Origin of the sequence: Thalassotalea profundi (assembly GCF_014653195.1) — a bacterium.
In the GTDB taxonomy this organism is placed as follows: Bacteria; Pseudomonadota; Gammaproteobacteria; order Enterobacterales; family Alteromonadaceae; genus Thalassotalea_B; species Thalassotalea_B profundi.
This window is the reverse complement of sequence record NZ_BNAH01000017.1, coordinates 34,243-53,832: the sequence shown is the minus strand read 5'-3', so window position 1 is coordinate 53,832 and position 19,590 is coordinate 34,243. Positions and strand designations below refer to the sequence as shown.

Annotated in this window: 19 protein-coding genes; 5 read left to right on the top strand and 14 right to left on the bottom strand. The window is 35.1% G+C overall.

All coding sequences use genetic code 11. The annotated features are described in order from the left end of the window. The first annotated feature begins 83 nt into the window (after positions 1-83). Both IE155_RS16900 and IE155_RS16895 read left to right on the top strand, forming a co-directional pair. The gene (locus tag IE155_RS16900; protein ID WP_189379434.1) at positions 84-1,682 is read left to right on the top strand and encodes a cation:proton antiporter domain-containing protein; all 1,599 of its coding nucleotides are present in this window, start codon (positions 84-86) and stop codon (positions 1,680-1,682) included. 24 nt (positions 1,683-1,706) lie between these two features. Continuing rightward, the gene (locus tag IE155_RS16895) at positions 1,707-2,318 is read left to right on the top strand and encodes a fumarylacetoacetate hydrolase family protein (protein WP_189379433.1); all 612 of its coding nucleotides are present in this window, start codon (positions 1,707-1,709) and stop codon (positions 2,316-2,318) included. A gap of 67 nt (positions 2,319-2,385) precedes the next feature. Here IE155_RS16895 and IE155_RS16890 read toward each other — a convergent pair whose 3' ends face one another. The 3 genes from IE155_RS16890 to IE155_RS16880 form a co-directional block, all read right to left on the bottom strand. After that, the gene (locus IE155_RS16890) at positions 2,386-2,577 is read right to left on the bottom strand and encodes a hypothetical protein (protein WP_229817422.1); all 192 of its coding nucleotides are present in this window, start codon (positions 2,575-2,577) and stop codon (positions 2,386-2,388) included. A 182-nt stretch (positions 2,578-2,759) separates the two neighbouring features. Further along, positions 2,760-3,155: a hypothetical protein gene (locus IE155_RS16885; RefSeq protein ID WP_189379432.1), complete on the bottom strand. Its 396-nt coding sequence runs from the start codon at positions 3,153-3,155 to the stop codon at positions 2,760-2,762. Between the two features lie 447 nt (positions 3,156-3,602). Next, a complete protein-coding gene (locus IE155_RS16880; protein WP_189379431.1) occupies positions 3,603-4,268 on the bottom strand; it encodes a hypothetical protein in 666 nt (221 codons plus the stop codon). Positions 4,269-5,119: 851 nt separating this feature from the next. Between IE155_RS16880 and IE155_RS16875 the strand changes: the two genes are divergently transcribed. Beyond that, on the top strand, positions 5,120-6,088 hold the full coding sequence (locus IE155_RS16875) for a dihydrodipicolinate synthase family protein (RefSeq protein WP_189379430.1): 969 nt from the start codon (positions 5,120-5,122) through the stop codon (positions 6,086-6,088). Between the two features lie 607 nt (positions 6,089-6,695). On the opposite strand, the gene pgi is transcribed toward IE155_RS16875, so the two are convergent. Next, positions 6,696-8,339, bottom strand: a complete 1,644-nt coding sequence (gene pgi, locus IE155_RS16870) for a glucose-6-phosphate isomerase (protein WP_189379429.1) — start codon at positions 8,337-8,339, stop codon at positions 6,696-6,698. A gap of 229 nt (positions 8,340-8,568) precedes the next feature. Here pgi and IE155_RS16865 point away from each other — a divergent pair, with 229 nt between their 5' ends. Beyond that, positions 8,569-9,510, top strand: a complete 942-nt coding sequence (locus IE155_RS16865; protein WP_229817420.1) for a hypothetical protein — start codon at positions 8,569-8,571, stop codon at positions 9,508-9,510. A 22-nt stretch (positions 9,511-9,532) separates the two neighbouring features. Here the strand turns inward: IE155_RS16865 and IE155_RS16860 are convergent, their stop codons facing one another. The 8 genes from IE155_RS16860 to IE155_RS16825 form a co-directional block, all read right to left on the bottom strand. Then, positions 9,533-10,039 (bottom strand): YgjV family protein, encoded by a 507-nt coding sequence (locus tag IE155_RS16860; protein ID WP_189379427.1) that lies wholly within the window; start codon positions 10,037-10,039, stop codon positions 9,533-9,535. Between the two features lie 32 nt (positions 10,040-10,071). Next, on the bottom strand, positions 10,072-10,488 hold the full coding sequence (locus IE155_RS16855; protein WP_229817428.1) for a GFA family protein: 417 nt from the start codon (positions 10,486-10,488) through the stop codon (positions 10,072-10,074). A 223-nt stretch (positions 10,489-10,711) separates the two neighbouring features. Beyond that, positions 10,712-11,566 carry a sugar phosphate isomerase/epimerase family protein gene (locus IE155_RS16850; protein WP_189379425.1) on the bottom strand — a complete coding sequence of 285 codons (855 nt, stop codon included), beginning with the start codon at positions 11,564-11,566 and terminating at the stop codon, positions 10,712-10,714. Between the two features lie 14 nt (positions 11,567-11,580). Then, the gene (locus IE155_RS16845) at positions 11,581-13,314 is read right to left on the bottom strand and encodes a GMC oxidoreductase (protein WP_189379424.1); all 1,734 of its coding nucleotides are present in this window, start codon (positions 13,312-13,314) and stop codon (positions 11,581-11,583) included. A 25-nt stretch (positions 13,315-13,339) separates the two neighbouring features. Further along, on the bottom strand, positions 13,340-13,963 hold the full coding sequence (locus IE155_RS16840; RefSeq protein ID WP_189379423.1) for a gluconate 2-dehydrogenase subunit 3 family protein: 624 nt from the start codon (positions 13,961-13,963) through the stop codon (positions 13,340-13,342). Between the two features lie 63 nt (positions 13,964-14,026). Further along, entirely contained in the window at positions 14,027-15,250 is a 1,224-nt protein-coding gene (locus IE155_RS16835) for an MFS transporter (protein WP_189379422.1), read from the bottom strand. Between the two features lie 55 nt (positions 15,251-15,305). After that, complete coding sequence (locus tag IE155_RS16830; protein WP_189379421.1) at positions 15,306-16,358, bottom strand: sugar phosphate isomerase/epimerase family protein; 1,053 nt, start codon at positions 16,356-16,358, stop codon at positions 15,306-15,308. A gap of 44 nt (positions 16,359-16,402) precedes the next feature. Next, on the bottom strand, positions 16,403-17,560 hold the full coding sequence (locus IE155_RS16825; RefSeq protein ID WP_373295382.1) for a Gfo/Idh/MocA family protein: 1,158 nt from the start codon (positions 17,558-17,560) through the stop codon (positions 16,403-16,405). 215 nt (positions 17,561-17,775) lie between these two features. On the opposite strand from IE155_RS16825, the gene IE155_RS16820 reads away from it, so the two are divergent. After that, positions 17,776-18,504 carry a helix-turn-helix domain-containing protein gene (locus IE155_RS16820; protein ID WP_189379420.1) on the top strand — a complete coding sequence of 243 codons (729 nt, stop codon included), beginning with the start codon at positions 17,776-17,778 and terminating at the stop codon, positions 18,502-18,504. 37 nt (positions 18,505-18,541) lie between these two features. On the opposite strand, the gene IE155_RS16815 is transcribed toward IE155_RS16820, so the two are convergent. Beyond that, complete coding sequence (locus IE155_RS16815; protein ID WP_189379419.1) at positions 18,542-19,327, bottom strand: glutathione S-transferase family protein; 786 nt, start codon at positions 19,325-19,327, stop codon at positions 18,542-18,544. Between the two features lie 76 nt (positions 19,328-19,403). Then, on the bottom strand, positions 19,404-19,589 hold the full coding sequence (locus IE155_RS16810) for a hypothetical protein (RefSeq protein WP_189379418.1): 186 nt from the start codon (positions 19,587-19,589) through the stop codon (positions 19,404-19,406). Position 19,590 lies beyond the last annotated feature (1 nt).

Below are 19,590 nucleotides of genomic sequence, written 5' to 3'. Positions count from 1 at the left end.
TAGAATTTCTTTAGAGTTATTATACTAATTTAAATTATTTACGTGTATTGTTATAAGTAGCGTTAAATATCTTTAAGGGCTATATGGATTCTATTCTTATAATTATTGCTATATCGTTGGCGCTTGCTAGCGTAATTAATATTATCCTCACTAAATTCTCAATATCACATATCATTGGCTATATCATTACTGGCACTTTTGTCAGTACATTCTTTGAATTTAATGGTAGTGGTAATCTTCATTATTTAGATCTTATTGGTGAATTTGGTATTGTATTTTTAATGTTTACTATTGGTCTAGAAATGTCATTTGCTAAGCTTGGAAAAATGAAAGACCTGATATTTTTTAATGGTTTTATTCAGGTTGCAGCCAGTGCATTGGTTATCTTTGGTGTTGCATTTTATCTGTTTAACCTTGAAGCTATTTCTGCATTAATTATTGCTCTAGCATTTAGTTTATCTTCAACTGCTATCGTATTACCGTATTTGAAAAAATCCAAAGATATTGTTACGCCATATGGCAAAAAATCAGTTGCCATTTTAGTCTTTCAAGACTTAGCGGTTATACCCATTTTATTATTAATGGGTTTTTTATCGTATAACGAATTATCACTAACGGATGTGTTATTAAAAACTATACTATATGCGACCTTAGTTATTATTTTCATGTTTACCATTGGTAAAAAGGTTATTACATGGTTACTACATTTTTCGGCGAATGCACGAACTGAAGAATTATTTTTAAGTTCGGTATTTACTATTGTTATCGGAGCATCGTTAATTGCTCATGAGATGGGGTTTACTTATTCTCTAGGTGCTTTTATTGCAGGCATGATCATCGCTGAAACTAAATTTCATATAAAGGTGGAATCAGATATTGCTTCCTATAAAGATTTATTATTAGGTGCGTTTTTCTTTTCTATTGGTACTAAAATTGATGTTTTCTATTTTGCTAGTAACTTACATTGGGTACTCGGTGTATTAAGCTTAGTTATGCTGATTAAAGCGATTATTATTTATTTATTAATCCGACGAAAATCGGATAAAAGTGAATCAATAAAGTCAGCAATTGCTTTATGCCAAGTAGGGGAGTTTTCTTTTGCTATTTTTGCCATGGCTTTAAATCAACACCTTATTTCAGAAACCTTAGGTAGCTTTCTTATACTAATAACAGTGTTGTCTATGATACTAACGCCGTTTATGGTAAATAATATTTATAAATTAGCTTCATTTTTTGTTGTAGAGTTTTTTGAATCAGACAAAATAACTAGGTTGAATATAACCAACCATACAATTGTTTGTGGCTTTTCTATTTTAGGCAGAATTGTCGCAAAAGAGTTAACCAATAGTGGTGTTGAATTTTTAATTATTTCCGATAATCTACAGCATGTATTACTTGCTAGAAAACGTGGTTATAACGCTTATTTTGGTCACTTAGATAAAGTTCCTGTATTAACGTCATTAAAGGTAGAGCAAACAAGTAGCATAATTATTACTGTTAATTCCTTAAAAAATAAACAAATTGTATGTGAAGCTGTGCTTGCATATTACCCTGAAGCTAAGTTAGTGGTGAAAGTCAATTCGCTTGAAGAAAAAGCTGCATTATCAGAACTTAATATTAGATCGTTTGTTCATGCTCAACATGAAACCGCAATGTTGTTGGTCAAGCAAAGTATTAACTAAAATATAGACGAGTAAGTAAAAGTAATGAATTGTATTAATGTAAACAACCATAAAGTAACGCCATCAAAAATTATGTGTATAGGGCGAAATTATGTTGATCATATTACTGAACTAGGTAATGAAGTACCTAACGAAATGGTGGTGTTTTTAAAACCTAATAGTGCTATTTCAACTGACTTGCATGCTGTTCACCAAGAGCCATTACACTTTGAAGGCGAGCTTTGTTTTGTGTATCAAGATGGTAAATTTTCAGCAGTAGGTTTTGGTCTAGATTTAACCAAACGTACTTTGCAAAGCAAGCTCAAAGCAAAAGGCTTACCATGGGAACGCGCCAAAGCATTCGACGGCTCAGCCGTTTTTAGTGATTTTGTTGCAATAGATACTATTGATGAGACTTTATCACTTGAACTGACGATTAATAGTGAACTTGCTCAACAAGGCGGTGTGTTATTAATGATGTATAAACCATCTGAAATTTTAAGCGAATTACAAAAATTTATGACTCTAGAAAATGGTGATGTTGTTATGACAGGTACGCCAAAAGGTGTTGGTGAAATTAAGCAAGGTGCGGTATTTAAAGGGCGTGTATTAGTGAATAACCAAGAAATATGTTCGTCTTCTTGGATTGCTAAGTAATTTTAATTACTTAGCATTTTTGAGTGAAGTGTAAACAATTAGCATGATCTGATGCTTTTGTATTTAATTATACTGTTCCGGTTGTCCTAGCTGTATTTAGGGTATCTATGTGTTGTTGAAAGCGAATGGCTTTTCCATTATTCATAGTCCAAATATGTACTGCTTGTGGGCCGATATAAGGATTGTTATCGGCATAGGGAAAGTTATCTGCTTCATTCCAAATAATGTCATCATGTAATACGGCAAGTACATTAGGCATATCGCCAATAGAAAAAGCATAATAGAGTCCTTTAATGGCGTTTATGTTTTGTGTAGAGATAATATTTCCTTGTAGGGGAGCATCAATATAACAACGATTAACTTATAAAAGGTATAGAAAGCACCTACTTAGTGTAGGCTATTAAATTAAAAGGACTATAGTTTATTTTTCAAGGCAATTGTTTAATAAAGTTCTTTATAATATGCGATCAAAGGTGGAGCTAAAGTTACCACAATAAGAACTAACACAAACAAATTACCTTTTTTGATGTTAAAGACTTGATTTATTTCATGTAGTGACTTCTTTTCAACAAAGAGCCCCATTGTATATTCAAAAATAACTGTAATAGATAACCAATAAACCCCTAGGTTAATAAAACCTTTAAAGGTTGATAAGCCTGTAAAGTGAATGGTATTTGAAGCGACAATAACGATAAGTGTTGACAGTGAAATACCACTCAACGGCAGAGCTAACTTTTTACCGAGTAATTGAGCTAAAACTTTGTCTCTTAAAACGCCATTTGCAATCGCTAATAGCACTATAAGCAACCAAATAGCTGTACCAATGATAATACTCATATCCACTCGCATAGAATATAGCTAGCTAAAATAATGAAAAATAAAACAGTAAGTTGTAATTTGTCTGGCTTGAATAATTCATGGTTACAAATCATTAGAGGCTCACCACTTTCTGCTTTTCTTTTTATCTGTTCTTGTTTTTACTTTTCCAGGTTTTTGCCTTCTTGAGGTGTATTGGAAAAATAGATATTAAAGGGAGCATAGCTAAAAATATAAATGCTCCTTTTAGCATTTTTTACTCAAAACTATTAGACTAAACATACCTCGAAATATAGATAATATAAATACTATAGCTAATATGTAATAAAGAACATTAATTGTATTGAATATGGTTATTTATAACTTCAACTAACATATGGTTTAGATGGAGAGATTAACGATAATATTCAAGTAACTAAAAGGCTAAGCTTGATTAAAATTTCTATAATAGTCTAATATCTTAATAGTTTATGACCTTTTAAGTGGTACAGTCTTGGGTACACATTTTTCAACAATTCGATTCATTTGTTGGAACAAGTTAACACCTCTATCGTTAAATTCAACTTGGGTTCTGAATCTAATGGGACCACAAGAATGTTCTATTTTGTTAGCATCTAGATTTTGCCGATAACTATCTTTAATTAACCCTTGATCAATCATTGCTTTTAATTGTGGCTTTTTCTCTGACATCAGCACTTCTTCATAACCAGACCAGTTCTTTGGCATGTGCGGTTTTAATATTTGATAAATATTTCTTATTTCTTTGATCGTGTCTTCCACATCCGCTCTTTCACCTTCTCGTTTAGACCAAATATAGTCAATACTCGTGATCACAGACTTCAACCCTGTCACGTGTATTTTCATTCCTATGAGATCGGTTGGTGAGAAAATAGTGTGACAATCACGAGACCATGATGCACTAATAACTTTATTATGAGTGGTCCGTTCAGGGACATCACTATTTTCACAGGTCAAATCCGATCTAGCTTTTAGTATTTCATCTAGTTCTTTTTTGCTTGTGAGTAATGTGATACCTGCAATTTTATGATTTGTCAGAGCTGTCTCAACATCGCTAGAAGCGAGGCTTGTATTGGAAAAAATAATAACTAATAAAAAAATAATTGGTCTATACATATTGAAACTTCCATTTCTAATTAAATTCATTTGAGCGCTAGTACATAACCTTAGGTATTGCATTAGCCATAAAATTATCAGTTATTCGAGTGTCTTTGTTGCTTTATATAATGGTTAAATGCCGACTAGCTGACCCATATATAATGTAATTGTTATGACTCAAGCGCTAATTAGGTCATTGAGCATTATTATATTTAGGCTTAATCAAGTACTCCCAAATTAAAAAGGCTCCCACCACTATGTTGAATACTTTCCTAATTAAAAACACCCAAATATCCCAGTAACTGGCCAGTAAAAAATAATATCGAACAGGCCAACAACAAATAAAACAACGCCTATAAAACTCCATATTTTATTAATTTTCATTAAACCTCCTTGTATACGTCCTATTTGAGACTAAAAATTGCGTGCTTAAAAGTGAACCGACACGATATAGAGCAAACTGTTTAAAACCCCGCTTGAAGTGTTTGCTAAACGTACAATTTCATTAACATACCGTTTAATAAAAATGCTGGCAATAAAAATAGCGGAATATAGTATTTAGTCTAAAAAGAGAAAAGTACAGTAGCACTATAGTACGCCCTCGATAATACAAAATTCAGAGGTAGAATGGTACATTTACCAAGGATAAATTTTTTTACTAGGGGTATTCATTTACAATGAATTTAACATAGACATAGAGTAGAAGTTGAGTGTTAACTTTAGCCATTTAAAGGGGCATCCCTATACATTTCATGCTTTGCCGGAGTTAATTTAACTGATATAATTCAACTATCACCAAGATATATTGTATACAGTATATCTTAGTGATATGATCTATCGAGTGTGATTTTTAAATAACAGGAAATATGATGGAAACAAATAGTAAAGATTGGCGATATACCGTGATGCCGGCCGTATTTACATGGCTTAAAGAGTCTGAAACTGGTGCCCTTGAAATTGATTTTGATGCGACAAAAAAATACGCTGCAGATATATTAAAAGTTCAAGGCAAAGGTGGTAGCAGAATGGGCGGTCTTGTCGGCTCTGGTACGTTAGGTGAGAATAGCTATCTAAGCGCTGAACAGCGTCTTTCTTTACTTAAAGCTCTTTCTGATGTCGCTAAAGAATACAATGTGCCATTAATTAGTGGAGCTGCAGCGGAAACTAAAGAAGAGCTTGCCACTATCGTTAAAGAGCTAGCAACTGTTGGCGTGGACACAGTAATGGTGATGCCACCAAAAACTAAAGAAACTCCTTCTGATGAAGAAATGTATGCGTACTACGCGCTTTCAGCAACAGCGGCAAAAGAAGCAGGCGTGACAATAATGCCGTATAACAATCCTGATGCTGCAGGTTATCATGCACTTTCAACCGATATTCTTAAAAGACTCGCGGCGCTTCCTGAAGTGACTGCGCTTAAAATATCGACTATTGATGTTTCTGTTATTGAAACTTTGATGTTAGAGAATAAAGATTTAAAAATTTTGGCCGGTGTTGACACTGTAACTGTACATGCAGGACTTGCGGGGGCATGCGGTGGAATTACAGGTGTCGGTTGTATCTTCCCAAAAGCGAGTGTCACCATGCAAGAGTATGTTAATAATGGACAATGGGCACAGGCAAATAAAATTTCTCAGGCAATGAATTCCATTTCATATCTTGATGCTCAGCCGCTGCTTATGGAATATCTTAAATTTGCTTTTGGCGTTCACCATAATGATACCAACGGAGGACTTCGTACCTTTGGTAAACAATTAACTCAACAGCAAATTGATGATGTTCGCACAAGGTATTTTCTAGCAAAGCAAAGACTCGAACTTCTGGATTTAATAGACTAATAATTTTAAAAATTGAAAAAGAGAAAGCCCCGTTTTTTACAGGGCTTTTGGTATCTTCCTTCGAAATGCTACTAAGGTCTATTAAGTAATCTATCAGCAGTGAAATAGGAATAGACTTCCCTTGTTGGAATAGTTTAGCGTTTAATAACTGAGTATTGTAAAGCCTTTAAGGTAAATTTTTAGTTGCTAATATATTGCATGAGTATATCGACTTTACAGGCTTTTATTTGCAACATAATGACCTTAAAAAATTTAAGCTTACTATCGCACTTAATCATTAAGAGGTACGTTATAAGTTTTTTTATAGGAAAATCAAAAAGTTAAAATGATTTTTTTGGAATAAGTTAAAGAGTGAGAAATGGATAAACAAAGTTAATGTGATTTTCTATTTTATTCGACAGGTATAATTCTCTAGCTCACTAGCGATTAGTAAGGTAAACAGGATTAATTATCTTCAAAATATTGAGGTAGAATAATCATTTATGGCAGTTTTTAGTTTCTTGAGTAACAAAAGTTAAACAAGTACTAAAAACTACCACGATTAGAAGATTTTATATCTAGCTCGTAACTTTATTGATAAGCGGTCTCGTTGAATTATTCAAAAGCACTAACTTAAGTTACTTTTATAAAACTCGATTAAACCTGCCGTTGAGCTATCGAGCGTTTCATTAACCTCGGTAGATTCAAGCTCTTGTTCAATATTATTTGCTAAACTTTTACCAAGCTCTACACCCCATTGGTCGAATGAGCATATTTGTAAAATAATGCCTTGTACAAATATTTTGTGTTCATACAACGCAATTAAGCTACCTATCGAACGAGGTGAAATACGTTTCATTAGTATGCTATTGGTTGGACGATTACCTTTATGTACTTTATGCGGAGCAACGTTGTTAATGTAGTCTGGTTGTCGGCCTTTTGCTTTTAGATCGGCACGTACTTGTTCTTCATTAACGCCTTGCATTAATGCTTGTGTTTGCGCGAAGTAGTTAGCAATTAAAGTTTGATGATGTCCTTTTACGGGCGTTACACTTTCTACTGAGCCAATAAAATCAGCTGGCACTACGTTATTACTTTGGTGAAGATATTGATAAAAGGCATGTTGTCCATTAATGCCTACTTCACCCCAAATGGTAGGAACAGTAGGGTAGTCCACTTCAATACCATCCCATGATACTGATTTACCGTTACTTTCCATTTCAGCTTGTTGCATATAAGCTGAAAGCATATGTAAAGATTGATCATAAGGTAAAATTGCTTGCGATTGTGCACCTAAAAATGTGCAGTTCCAAACACTCAACAAGGCAAGAATGACAGGGGCATTTTGTTCGAGTGGTGTATTAGTAAAATGATTATCTATTTCATGAGCACCGTCGAGTAACTCCATGAATTTGTCAAAGCCTAAATCTAAGGCGATTGGCAAACCAATTGCTGACCAAAGTGAAAAACGTCCGCCAACCCAGTCCCACATATCAAAAATGTTTTCTTCATTAATACCAAATGCCATCGCGTTTTCTTTATTGGCGCTAACTGCGACAAAATGTTTGGCAACGGCTTTCTCGTCAAAAGAAGATGAGGTTAGCCATTTTACTGCGGTTCTTGCATTCGTCATTGTTTCAGTGGTTGTAAAGGTTTTACTTGAAATAATGAACATAACATTTTCTGGTTTTAATGGGCGTAACACATCAGCAATTTGTGTTCCGTCAACGTTTGAAACGTAATGTACGTTTAAGCTGTGATCGCTGTATTGTTTTAATGCCTCGGTAACCATTTGTGGACCAAGGTTTGACCCACCAACCCCAATACTTACAATATCAGTAATCCGTTTACCTGAATAACCTAGCCACTGACCTTGTCGAACCTGTTCACTGAAACTTTTCATTTTCGCTAATGCATTTTCAACTTGCTCAGTAATGTTTTCACCTTCGAGCATCATTGGCGTTAAACTACGATTTCTTAAGGCGGTGTGAAGCACGGCTCTGTCTTCTGTACGATTGATATGCTCACCTTTGAGCATTTTTTCGCGCCAGCCTTCAAGATCACAATCTTTGGCAAGTGTAATTAGCTTGTTGAACGTTTCTTCTGTGATCAGATTTTTAGAATAATCTAACAAAAAAGCGGGTAGCTTAATTGAGAATTTATTAAAACGCTGTTTGTCTGCAGCAAATAAGTCATTCATGTGCTGCTTTTTCATGTCTTTGGCGTGTTCTACTAATGCTTGCCAACTCGCAAGAGAAGTTCTAGCTGTCATAGTTTTCCCTTTATTCTTGTACTAGTTTGCTAACTCGAATATGATTTTTCAAGATGCGGATAATAAAAACAACTATACTCGTTATTCACACCTTTGTGTAAATAACTATAAGTTTAAGCAAAAAATAAATTTGCATAAAAATACGATTAACTATTGGTTATTCTGCTTAAAAATTAGTATGGTAGATAAGTTAACGTTATAAAATGTAATAATAAAAAGGTCGATAACCTTGATGATAACTAAAAGCGAAGTGAAAAGTAAAAGTAAAAATGTTCTCCAATATTTATGCTTAGCTTGTGGATTAAATTTAATCAGTTCGTGCCAGTTTATTCAAACCCCTGAAAGTGAAAATGTGAGTGTGTCAAAAGCGCAAGAATCCTTCATACCACAGGTGTTTTCATCATTAATGAAAGAAAGTAGTTACGATGTGTCATTTAATGATATATCGGGTTGGAACCATATCTCATTTTTCCCGCAAGAATATAAACAACTCAGGTTATCAAGTGCCGCTTATCATATTGATGCAACTGAATTATCGTTAAATGAGGAAAAACATTTAGAAGTATCTACAGTTTTAGTACGTAAATTAGCTAATTGGGAGCGTCAACATAGTAATGGTATTAAAGTTGATTTAGCCTCAAAAGGCGTTACTTTTGGCAACTTTAAAACCTTTGATTTTGAACTACTCATTAATGAGAAAAAATCAGAGCTTCCCTATGTCGAAGAGGCGGTTAACCATTATTTAAGTGAAATTAATGCCACTATTATTAAAGAGCAGTGGCTGGAAGAGTTGCTTGTAGAACCAGCTAAAATTACTTTTACTTTTGTCGGTGAAAATCATAATGATCCACAACATAAAACAGCTACAGCAAGCTATAGTTATTTGGTTTCTGATATTGATGAAGTTGTTAATTTAAAAATTTCTCAAGAAGATTTAACCTTTAGTTGGCAACAACATTATCAAGAAAAAGCTGCATCGTTAGGGGATATTTCATCAGAAAATATTACAGCGATGATTGTCACTTTAGATACCGGTAATAATAAAACACTGCGACATTATATTAATGAGGCAGGGCAGCATGAATATCCTGAAAATATAGAAGAGTATTTTCTTGAGCTTGGTATGACACTTAGAGATCCTAAAATAATTAAGACGTCTAGATTACTCTAAATTAATCTAACCCTCATAAATGTTATGTTTTAACCGATTGCTTGATTATATAGTAACGGTAATATCCAATAAAACTGCTACTAACGAAAATAACTTCTACAAGAATGCCAACAGGGGTCCATAATAAAAAGTTATGTAGCAACCATAATGAACCACCTAGAATCATCATTAATCGTAAAAATTTATCATTATTGCTAAATGATCCTACGGTGATAAATACAGTGGCAACAAAGCCAACCATACTCAATAGACCGGTATAAGTAGAGATGGTAATTATTAAACTAACACATAACGCTACTATTGAAATCCATTGAAACTTCCATTTAATTGAGATTAAAAATCGAATACTTGAAAATAGGAAGATATAGCCTGCTGTGGGTTGTTCTAGCAATAGGTAATGCAAACCATTGAAAAAGCAACTAACAGAAAGAGCCGCTAGAATATAATTTTTATTTTTAAGCTGCATTGCACAACACTCAATAATAAGTGTTACGGTGACAAGTATTTGTGAAAGGATAAAGTCTGGCATTCTATTTAATTTCTTTTGGCTATGTCTTAGTTTTACTTTAGCTTTTTTCGGCTAGGTTCAAACGCATCATATCTAGGTAAGTCAGCATCTAGATCTTCCCAGTTTGCTTTTGATGAAACAAAATTATGAGACATAGGCCTTTCTGTTATATCAGTGTCAAGGAGGCCTAAACGTATTCTTAATCGGCTTGGATCTTGTTCGTTCGAGCTATAAATGGGGGAACCACAGCATTTACAAAAGTGCCGATTACGGCCTGGTTTAAATGAAAAAACCGTTAAGCTTCGTTTCCCAGATGTAATATTGAAGTCGCTGGTATTTATGAAACCATTAGTAGCATAAGCACTACCACTATTTTTTCTACAGAGTGAGCAATGGCAATGAATGATGTCACTTATTTTGCCTTTTATCGTGACTTGCACTGCACCACACAGGCATTTGCCATAATACAAATTTTCATGAGAAAGTTTATCGTCAGGCATTAGATCGCTCGCTTCTGTTAAACAACGCAGATTATATGCGTTATATTAACAGAAGCTCACTACAAGATACTACCTTGGTAGTTGCATTTTATTTTGAAATATCATTTTTTTTATGTTTTATATTCAGTTTATGTAACGTTTTTCTTGTTGAAGTATTGATGCCCAGTTATTTTTAAAGGTGTTTAATACTCTTTTATTGGGTCAATTGTTTAATATACTTGTCTAACCCTTTTTTAGATTCAGCCACCGCCTGTAATGGTGTGAGCCCATTAGGGTAATCTTCTTGTTCAACAATGATCCATTTTGTTGCGCCATGAGACATATTTGCTTTGAGTAAATTTAACCAATCGATAGTATCTTTACCTATAATAGGAAGTTTGCCTTTTGTGCCTTCAGGTAGTTGTACTTTATAGTGAGTGCTTAGGGTTCTACCACTATACTTTTTCACATATTCTATGGGGTCTTTACCGGCATAAGTTACCCAACCAACATCCATCTGTAAAATAACGTCATAACTTGTGTGCTTAGCAAGGTAATCCCAATAAGTTGAATTATTGAATGTATCAAACTCATGATCATGGTTATGAAAACCAATTTGCATATTTAATGGCGCTAATTTTTTTGATAATTGATTTAATAGTCTCACTATTTCAAATATGCCTTGAGGATGCCACGCTCTAGTATCCCAACCAATAACTAAACTATCCACCCCTAATGCTTTATAGAGTTTTATGGTTTTATCAAAATTTACTTCATTTAATGATTCAAATGACACATGTGCGCCGCTTGCTTTTATTCCAATGCTATCTAAATAAGATTTCAGTTGTTCAGGCTTACCGGTAAATTCGCCAAATTCATTGGCAAATTCAACGCCGGAAAACCCCATGTCAGCAAGTGTTTTTATGGTGCCTTTAATATCTGATTTAATTTCATCTTTAACCGACCATAATTGCACACTTAATGGGGGAACTTGTTGCGCATTTGCGACGGCAGATTTACAAAATAGTGTTATTACTAGTAATGATAATAGTGATGTTATTTTTTTCATTGAATGCTCCTTTACTAAATTCTGTGGTTATTCATTTCATTTACACAATAATTAACAGCGCGAGCAGTTAATGCCATAAATGTTAAGGATGGATTGGCAACTGCACTAGAACAAAAGCTTGCCCCATCAGTCACAAATAAATTGGGAATATCGTGAGTTTGGTTATAGCCATTAAGTATAGAATCCGCAGGATCCTTACCCATTCTAGCTGTGCCAACTTCATGAATCGCTAGTCCTGGCGCGTTAACATGGTAACTGGTGTAGCGCGTTACATTGCTATAACCTGCTTTAATAAGTATGTTTTCAGCTTGTACTGCAGCATCTTCCATCATTAACTTTTCATTATCAGACCACTGGCAGTTGATATGTAATTGAGGGATCCCCCATTTGTCGGTTTTAGTTTGATGTAGTGAAATCATATTTTCATACCGTGGTAACATTTCACCTTGAGCACCCAGGCTTATATGCCACTTTCCTGCTTGTGTTAGGTGCTTTTTGAAGTCTTTTCCAATGCCTTTATTCCAAGCTTTACCGCGCCAATCTGTTCTTCCTGTACCTCCTGCTAGGGCATAACCACGAACAAACTTCTTATTATATTTACTGGGTTCGTAATAAAAATTAGGTATATAAATGCCTGTGGGCGATCTGCCTGAGTAATACTCATCTTCAAATCCTTCTATTTCTGCACTTGCACCTGCATTATAGTTGTGGTCCATTAAATAATGCCCCAAAACTCCTGAGCTATTAGCTATGCCATTTGGAAATTTTGATGATTTAGAATTGAGCATTATTTGTGTTGAGCCTAAAGTAGAAGCACATAAAAAGATCACTTTGGCAAAATATTCTCGAGTTGATAAATCATCATTATCAATGACTCTTACCCCTTTTACCTTATTAGTTACCTCGTCGTAAATTAAGCTATGTACTACACTGTTTGGTGCAATATGAAGGTTATTAGTTTTAACTGCTGCCGGTAATGTTGAGCTTTGTGTTGAGAAATAGGCACCAAAAGAACATCCTTTTTGGCATTCATTTCTCGCCATACATTGTCCGCGACCTTGACTAATGTGAAATTCAGAGGGTTTGGTTAAATGAGCCGCTCGACCAATAATTAGCTTTCTATCAGGGAAATTGGCCTCTAAAGATTGTTTAAATGCCTGTTCTGGGGCAGTAAACTCAAATGGAGGGAGAAAATCACCATCGGGTAATTGAGGTAAATTTTCTTTTGCACCACTAACTCCGATATGTTTTTCAACATGGCTATACCATTGGCTTAAATCTTTATAGCGGATTGGCCAATCATTTCCATGGCCGTCAGCTTTATTTGCGTTAAAATCAAAGTCGCTGTAACGATAAGATTGGCGATGCCATAGTAGTGATTTTCCCCCCAACTGATTAGCCCTTATCCAAGAAAAGTTAGTTCCTTCCTCTGTTGAATAGGGAAGTTCACTATCATTACCAAAGAAATGCTTGGTGGCATCATTAAAAGCGTAACATTGCTTTTGAATTTTATATTGTTGTTCAACCAGCAAGTTATCAACTTTTGTGCGGTTAGGAAACTCCCACGGGCCTTTGCTTTCACCAATATAGTCTTTTCGGTGTTCAACTACGCGACCACGCTCTATCATTAGAGTTTTTAAGCCTTTTTCACATAATTCTTTTGCTGCCCAACCACCAGAAATACCTGATCCTACAACAATGGCATCAAATACGTCCTTTGTCTGATTTATATAGAGTTTTTCATTCATATTTTGCACTTATTTTTTGTTGTCATTAATAATATGACAAAGAGCCCCAGCTCTTAGCGTTTTCGTTATAAGGGATTGAACCTTTATACCCACCAGGAACGGCCTGATAGTTCAATGCTTTGGTTGCACCTATCTCTGATGTGAAATATCCAAATACAATTAAGGCTTTAAGCGATTTAAAGTGATTACTATCAATCGAAGAAAAGTGTTTAGTCATTTCTAAGTAATTAAGCACTTTGGTTTGTATTTCGCATTCAAGTTTATGAAAGGAATGTCCAAAATATTGCAGGCTAATTGTTTCTATCTTATTAACAATAGCTAAACTATTTTGTTGTTCTTCCTCTGTATGACAGTGGAAAAGTTGATGATCGATAAAGCCATGACAATCAACATCGGCACCTCCCAAAGTGTCTGTTTTAGGGATGATTGTTTGGCAAATACTCGCTAAAGTTATTAGTTGCGTTTTACTAAAAAGTAACGGTATTCTATCTAATAACTCTTTGTTGTCGTTATAAGCTAATGCTATTGCTAAGTTATTACCAGAGAGTAATGAATAAGCTGTTGTTGCTCCAATAGCGCCAGTTAATTGCTTAAGAAAACTTCTACGAGTATTTTCATTTATGCTTGTATTTTTTGAAAAATCTGTCATTTCCCCCCCAAGACCGTTCGTGTATTTATGACTTAATTTCGTGTTTAGTTTTAATGCTACGACTTATGCTTCTTTAGTTATTTTTTGGTTTGCTTGTGTATTGATAAATAGATATAAACCAACAAAAGCAACAATTAATATCAATGGAAATAGCAATAAATTAGATAATAGTGCTTGTCCTGCTAATACATCTATTTCTTCTGCTGACAGGCTCTGATGTTGAAATTGGCTCTTAGCATTATCTAACCAAGTACCAATAACAGGGTTCCATAGACTGACGGCAAACATACCAGCACCACCAATTAATGACATTCCTAAGGCTCCTGTTTTGGGAGTATATTCTGCGACACAACCAATCATTGTTGGCCAAAAATAGGTACAACCTAATGCAAATATAATTGCAGCTAGGTAAATCATATTACCTTGAGCTTGACTCATTAAGTAAATACCAATAGTCGCTAAAATTGCCGATGATACTAATACGCCAACAGGGTTTAATCTATGTATTACAGGGCCTGCATAAAATCTACCTACGGCCATTAATCCAGTGATCATCGCTAATATCAACATAGGTGAAGCGCCAGTAGAGCCTAGAATACGTTCAATCCATTGTTGTGTGCCTAATTCTGTTGTGGCAGTTAAGGTCATGCAACACACTAGAAATAAGTATAAAGGTGAAAACAAACTTTTAAGATTACTGCGGGTTGAGTTGATTTCTTTATCAAACGTAGGGAAGTCAGAACGCAGTAATAATAAGCCATATATTAGTGTTGGTATTATGATACTCGCAACTTGAATTTGCCAAATAATCCCCATTGAAGTCATCGCGTTTGAAAGTAGGGCACCAATAACAATTCCCCCAGGAAACCAAACATGGAAACGATTTAGCATTGTTACTTTATCATTAGGATACATTTGCGCTATTAATGGATTACAGCCCGCTTCAACTGAGCCATTGGCAAAGCCGATTAAAAAGGTGGATATTAATAATCCCCAGAAACCATCAGCAGTAATGGTCAGTACCAAGCCTAATAAGTGACAGATAAAAGCTAACGATATTAAATTTCGTGCACCTATAGCATTGTACAAAACCCCGCCAATCATGGTTGCCAAGGGAAAGCCTAAAAAGGCCATGGAATTAACCCAGCCCAATTGCGTGTCGGTGAGCGAGTAATCGCCACTGAGTTGCCCTAAAATACCTGCGCGTATCGCAAAGGTCATAGATGTTACAATCAGTGAAATGCAACACAGGGTAAATATTCTAGCGCTATTGGCATTTGTTATCATTGTTATTTCCTCATTAGCTCTTAAACTAGTTAGCTGTTTTATTTCGCTTAAATATTTACAACCCTAAAATTTTATTATTAAGCTCATTATCTTGTTCGGTACCTGCAAAATCGTCGAAGGCTTTATCTGTTGGATTGATTAAATGCTGCTCTATAAATACGGCTCCTTCTCTTGCACCATTAAGGGGGTGTTTTATACAGCACTCCCACTCCAGTACTGCCCAACCTTCATATTTATATTGAGTGAGTTTTGAAAAAATACTGACAAAGTCAATTTGCCCATCACCGAGTGATCTAAAACGACCGGGGCGATCTATCCAATCTTGGTAACCACCATATATGCCAGAACGGCCATTAGGATTAAATTCTGCATCTTTCACATGAAAAGCTTTTATCCGCTCATGGTAAATATCAATGAAAGCAAGATAATCGAGTTGTTGTAATACAAAATGACTAGGATCATATAAAATGTTAACGCGAGGATGATTATTGGTCGCTTTAAGAAAACGTTCAAATGTAACGCCGTCGTGTAAGTCTTCGCCAGGGTGTAGTTCATAACACACATCAACACCTACACGATCAAATTCATCAAGAATAGGTAGCCAGCGCTTAGCAAGTTCTGCAAAGCCTTGTTCAACTAATCCAGCGGGGCGTTGTGGCCAAGGATAAAAAGTATGCCATAACAACGCCCCTGAAAAAGTGACATGAGTAGTTAAATTTAAGTTTTTACTCGCCTGCGCCGCAAATTTTAGTTGTTCAATTGCCCAGTCAGTTCTTGCATTAGCGTTATTTTTTACATGCTCGGGAGCAAAGTTGTCGAACATTTCATTATATGCAGGATTGACTGCAATTAATTGCCCTTGTAGATGTGTTGAAAGTTCACTAATTTCTACACCAGCACTGCGCACTGTATTTAATATTTCTTGGCAATATTCGATACTGTTTGCCGCTTTTTTTAAATCAAAAAAACGTGCATCCCAAGTAGGTAATTGTATTGCTTTAAAACCTAAACTTGATGCCCAGTTACATATTTCTTCAAGTGTATTAAATGGCGCTAAATCATCGGCAAATTGTGCTAAAAAAATGGCAGGGCCTTTTATTCTTTTCATGAGTAATTCCGTAATCATTTTACTGTTTGTATTTCTTGTGTTAATTAAATGGTAAATGTTGACCATTTAGACTCAGTTTGATTGGAGCGAACAACGTTTTCGATAAAAGCCATTCCTCTGATTGCCTCATCAATACCCGGCACGTCAAATTGAGTGTTAGACACAGTGTGATTCTTGTTAAACGCCCGTATTTGCTCAGCAAAATTGCTATAAATATTGGCAAAAGCCTCAAGGTACCCCTCTGGGTGTCCTGCTGGTGTACGAACGGCTTTTATTACATTGTCACTAAAGTGGCCAACACCTGTACGGATCATTTGCGCGGACTGATGATTAATTTTCAGCCAAAGGGTATTAGGCGCTAGTTGAGACCAATCGATGCTAGCTTTATCGCCATAAATGCGAATACGAAGATCATTTTCTTCACCGGTAGATATTTGGCTAGCCATTAGTACGCCTTTTGCACCATTATTAAATCTGAGCAAAACTGTGCCGTCGTCATCAAGTTGTCGACCTTCTACAACGGGCGCTAAATCAGCGCAAACACGAGTAATTTCGAGGCCTGAAATATATTCAGCTAGGTTTGCTGCGTGAACGCCAATATCTCCCATACAGCAGCTAATACCACTTTGTTTCGGATCTAAACGCCAACTCGCTTGTTTACTGGTATCATCTTCTGAGGGGGCTAACCAACCTTGGCTATACTCAACAACAATCTTGTTAATATTGCCTAATACATTTTCGTTTACTAAGTTCTTAGCGTGTTTAACAAGTGGGTATCCCGTGTAAGCATGCGATAGAGCGTAAAGTTGATTGGTTTTTTCAATAATCTTTTTAAGCGCTAAGGCTTGATTTAAGTTGAAGGTGGCGGGTTTGTCAGACAGCACATGAAAGCCATGCTCTAACGCCATTTTAGCAATATCAAAATGTAAATGGTTTGGTGTTACAATAGCGATAAAGTCAATGCGTTGATCAAGTGGCTTTTTTGCCTCACACGTGATCAGTTCTTGGTAGCTTCGATAACATCTATCTTCTGGTAAAAACAATGAAATTCCTGAGTCAATACTGCGTTGAGCATCTTGGCTAAATGCACCAGCACATAAGGATATTTGGCCGTCAATTTGAGCTGCTATTCTATGAACTGCACCGATAAAAGCACCATGTCCACCTCCAACCATTGCCATTCTGAGTTTTCTTTTATCTATATTATTCATGTGGTTAATTTCTCTTTTGGCATTTGTTAATAGTTAGGTTAGCAAAAAGTAATAATTGAATTTATTTCATCAGTGTAACGCTGTGATAATTTGTTAGGGTATTATTTTATCGGTTTTAAATGCAATAAATTCGGCGTTAGTTGTTTTAACTTACTTTTACGTTTGATAAAGTAATTACACTAACAATAAAGTTATTAGTTAACCTTATGAAAGAAAACCCACTGCTAAATCAGCTAAGTGCTAAGCAATTAATTGAAGCATTTGAGCTTCTACCGGACATCCTTTTTTGGATAAAAGACTGTGATTGTAAAATTGTTTATGCAAATAAATATTTGATTGAACATTTAGGTTATCGCTCATTGGAGTCTGTTATCGGTAAAGGTGATAGCGATTTTTCACCTCCTCACCTTGCGAAACAATATATAGTGGATGATCAAAAAGTATTGGCTGGTGAAATGGTTCAAAATCGTCTTGAAATGAATATGCATAAGTCACGAGAAGTCGCATGGTTTTCAACGTCTAAAAGGCCACTTAGAGATGATAATGGCCAGATCATTGGTACTTATGGAATTACTCGCCATTTGCAAAAAACAGTCAAAACATTATCGGGTATTGATGAGTTAAAAGTCCCCGTTGATTTTATTCGTTTAAATTATGAAAGAGATATTCATATTGAAGAGTTAGCTAAGGTTTCTCATCTTTCTATTAGTGCGCTAGAGCGACGTTTTAAAAAGTATTTAAATAAAACGCCAAAGCAATTTATACGCGAAGTGAGGCTTGAAAAAGCAAGGCAACTTTTAGTTGAAACTTCATTGCCTATTGCTGATATTGCCTTTCAATGTGGTTATCAAGATCATAGTTACTTTAGTAAACATTTTAAGGCAATGTTTGAGCAATTACCGTCAAGCATTCGAGCGTCTATAAACAATTTGTAATGCCTGTTACTTATGTATGTTAAGTATTTATGGGGACTTATGCATCGAGGTTAAGTAGTTTTTCTTTGGCAGCGTCACCATATTCAAGCCAGCGTTCCTTAAAATAAGGAGGATAACTGTCATGAAAGCATGTTTGATAGCCTTTTAACTTTGCCATATTTTTATGCCATTTCAATATTTCAGGGTACTCTTGCCACATAGAAGAAAAAGATAATAAAACTAATCGTTCAATATAGGGCAGCGTAACTATATCAGCTACGCTATATTCATCACCAAAAAGATAATTATTTTGTGTCAATAATCTTGCCATTTTAGTTAACATTAACCTGTAGTGAGTCATCGATGTTGAAAGCTCAGGTAAATTTATCCCCAGCTTTAACGCTTTAGTTCGTCTATGTTGTCGGTCTTCACAAGGAATTGCATTAATATATTGTTTTATTTGCCAATCATCTCTTTTTAGCATTTCAGGTCGAACGGCAATACACCAACTTAATAAGCTACTTGCATGATGGATATTATGATCAATAAAATCTAACCATTGTTGAATAGCACCATAATTAAGTTGATTTTCAGTGAAAAATTTTCCTTTGTTAAACTTATGATCTAAATAAATACAAATCTCGGTTGAATCACAAATAACCGTCGTATCATCTAAAAGTACTGGAATTTGTGCTTTAGGATTAAGCTTTAGAAACCAACTACTTTGGTGTTCACTATCTCTTAAATTAACAGGGTGTATATTATAATTGAGCGATAACTCATGTAAAAATAGTTGAACCTTATGTCCACATGGCACGTTAAAGTGAGTAAATAAAGTAAGCATTGTTTAAGTATTATTATTTAATTATTTTTATAGAACTCGGATGGATTATCTCATAGAAGTTATGTTTGTAGTAAACCTATATGATGAATACTTCTATTGTTTTATCATTCGATTGTTCAATATATAGCTTTGCCAATTCATTATTACCAAAATAGTGTTTTATGCGCCCAAAAGCGATGAGCTTTGATTTAGCAAGTTGAGGTTCGTCACATTGAGCTAAAAATAACCATGTATTAATCAGTGATGAGGGGAGTTTTTGCATA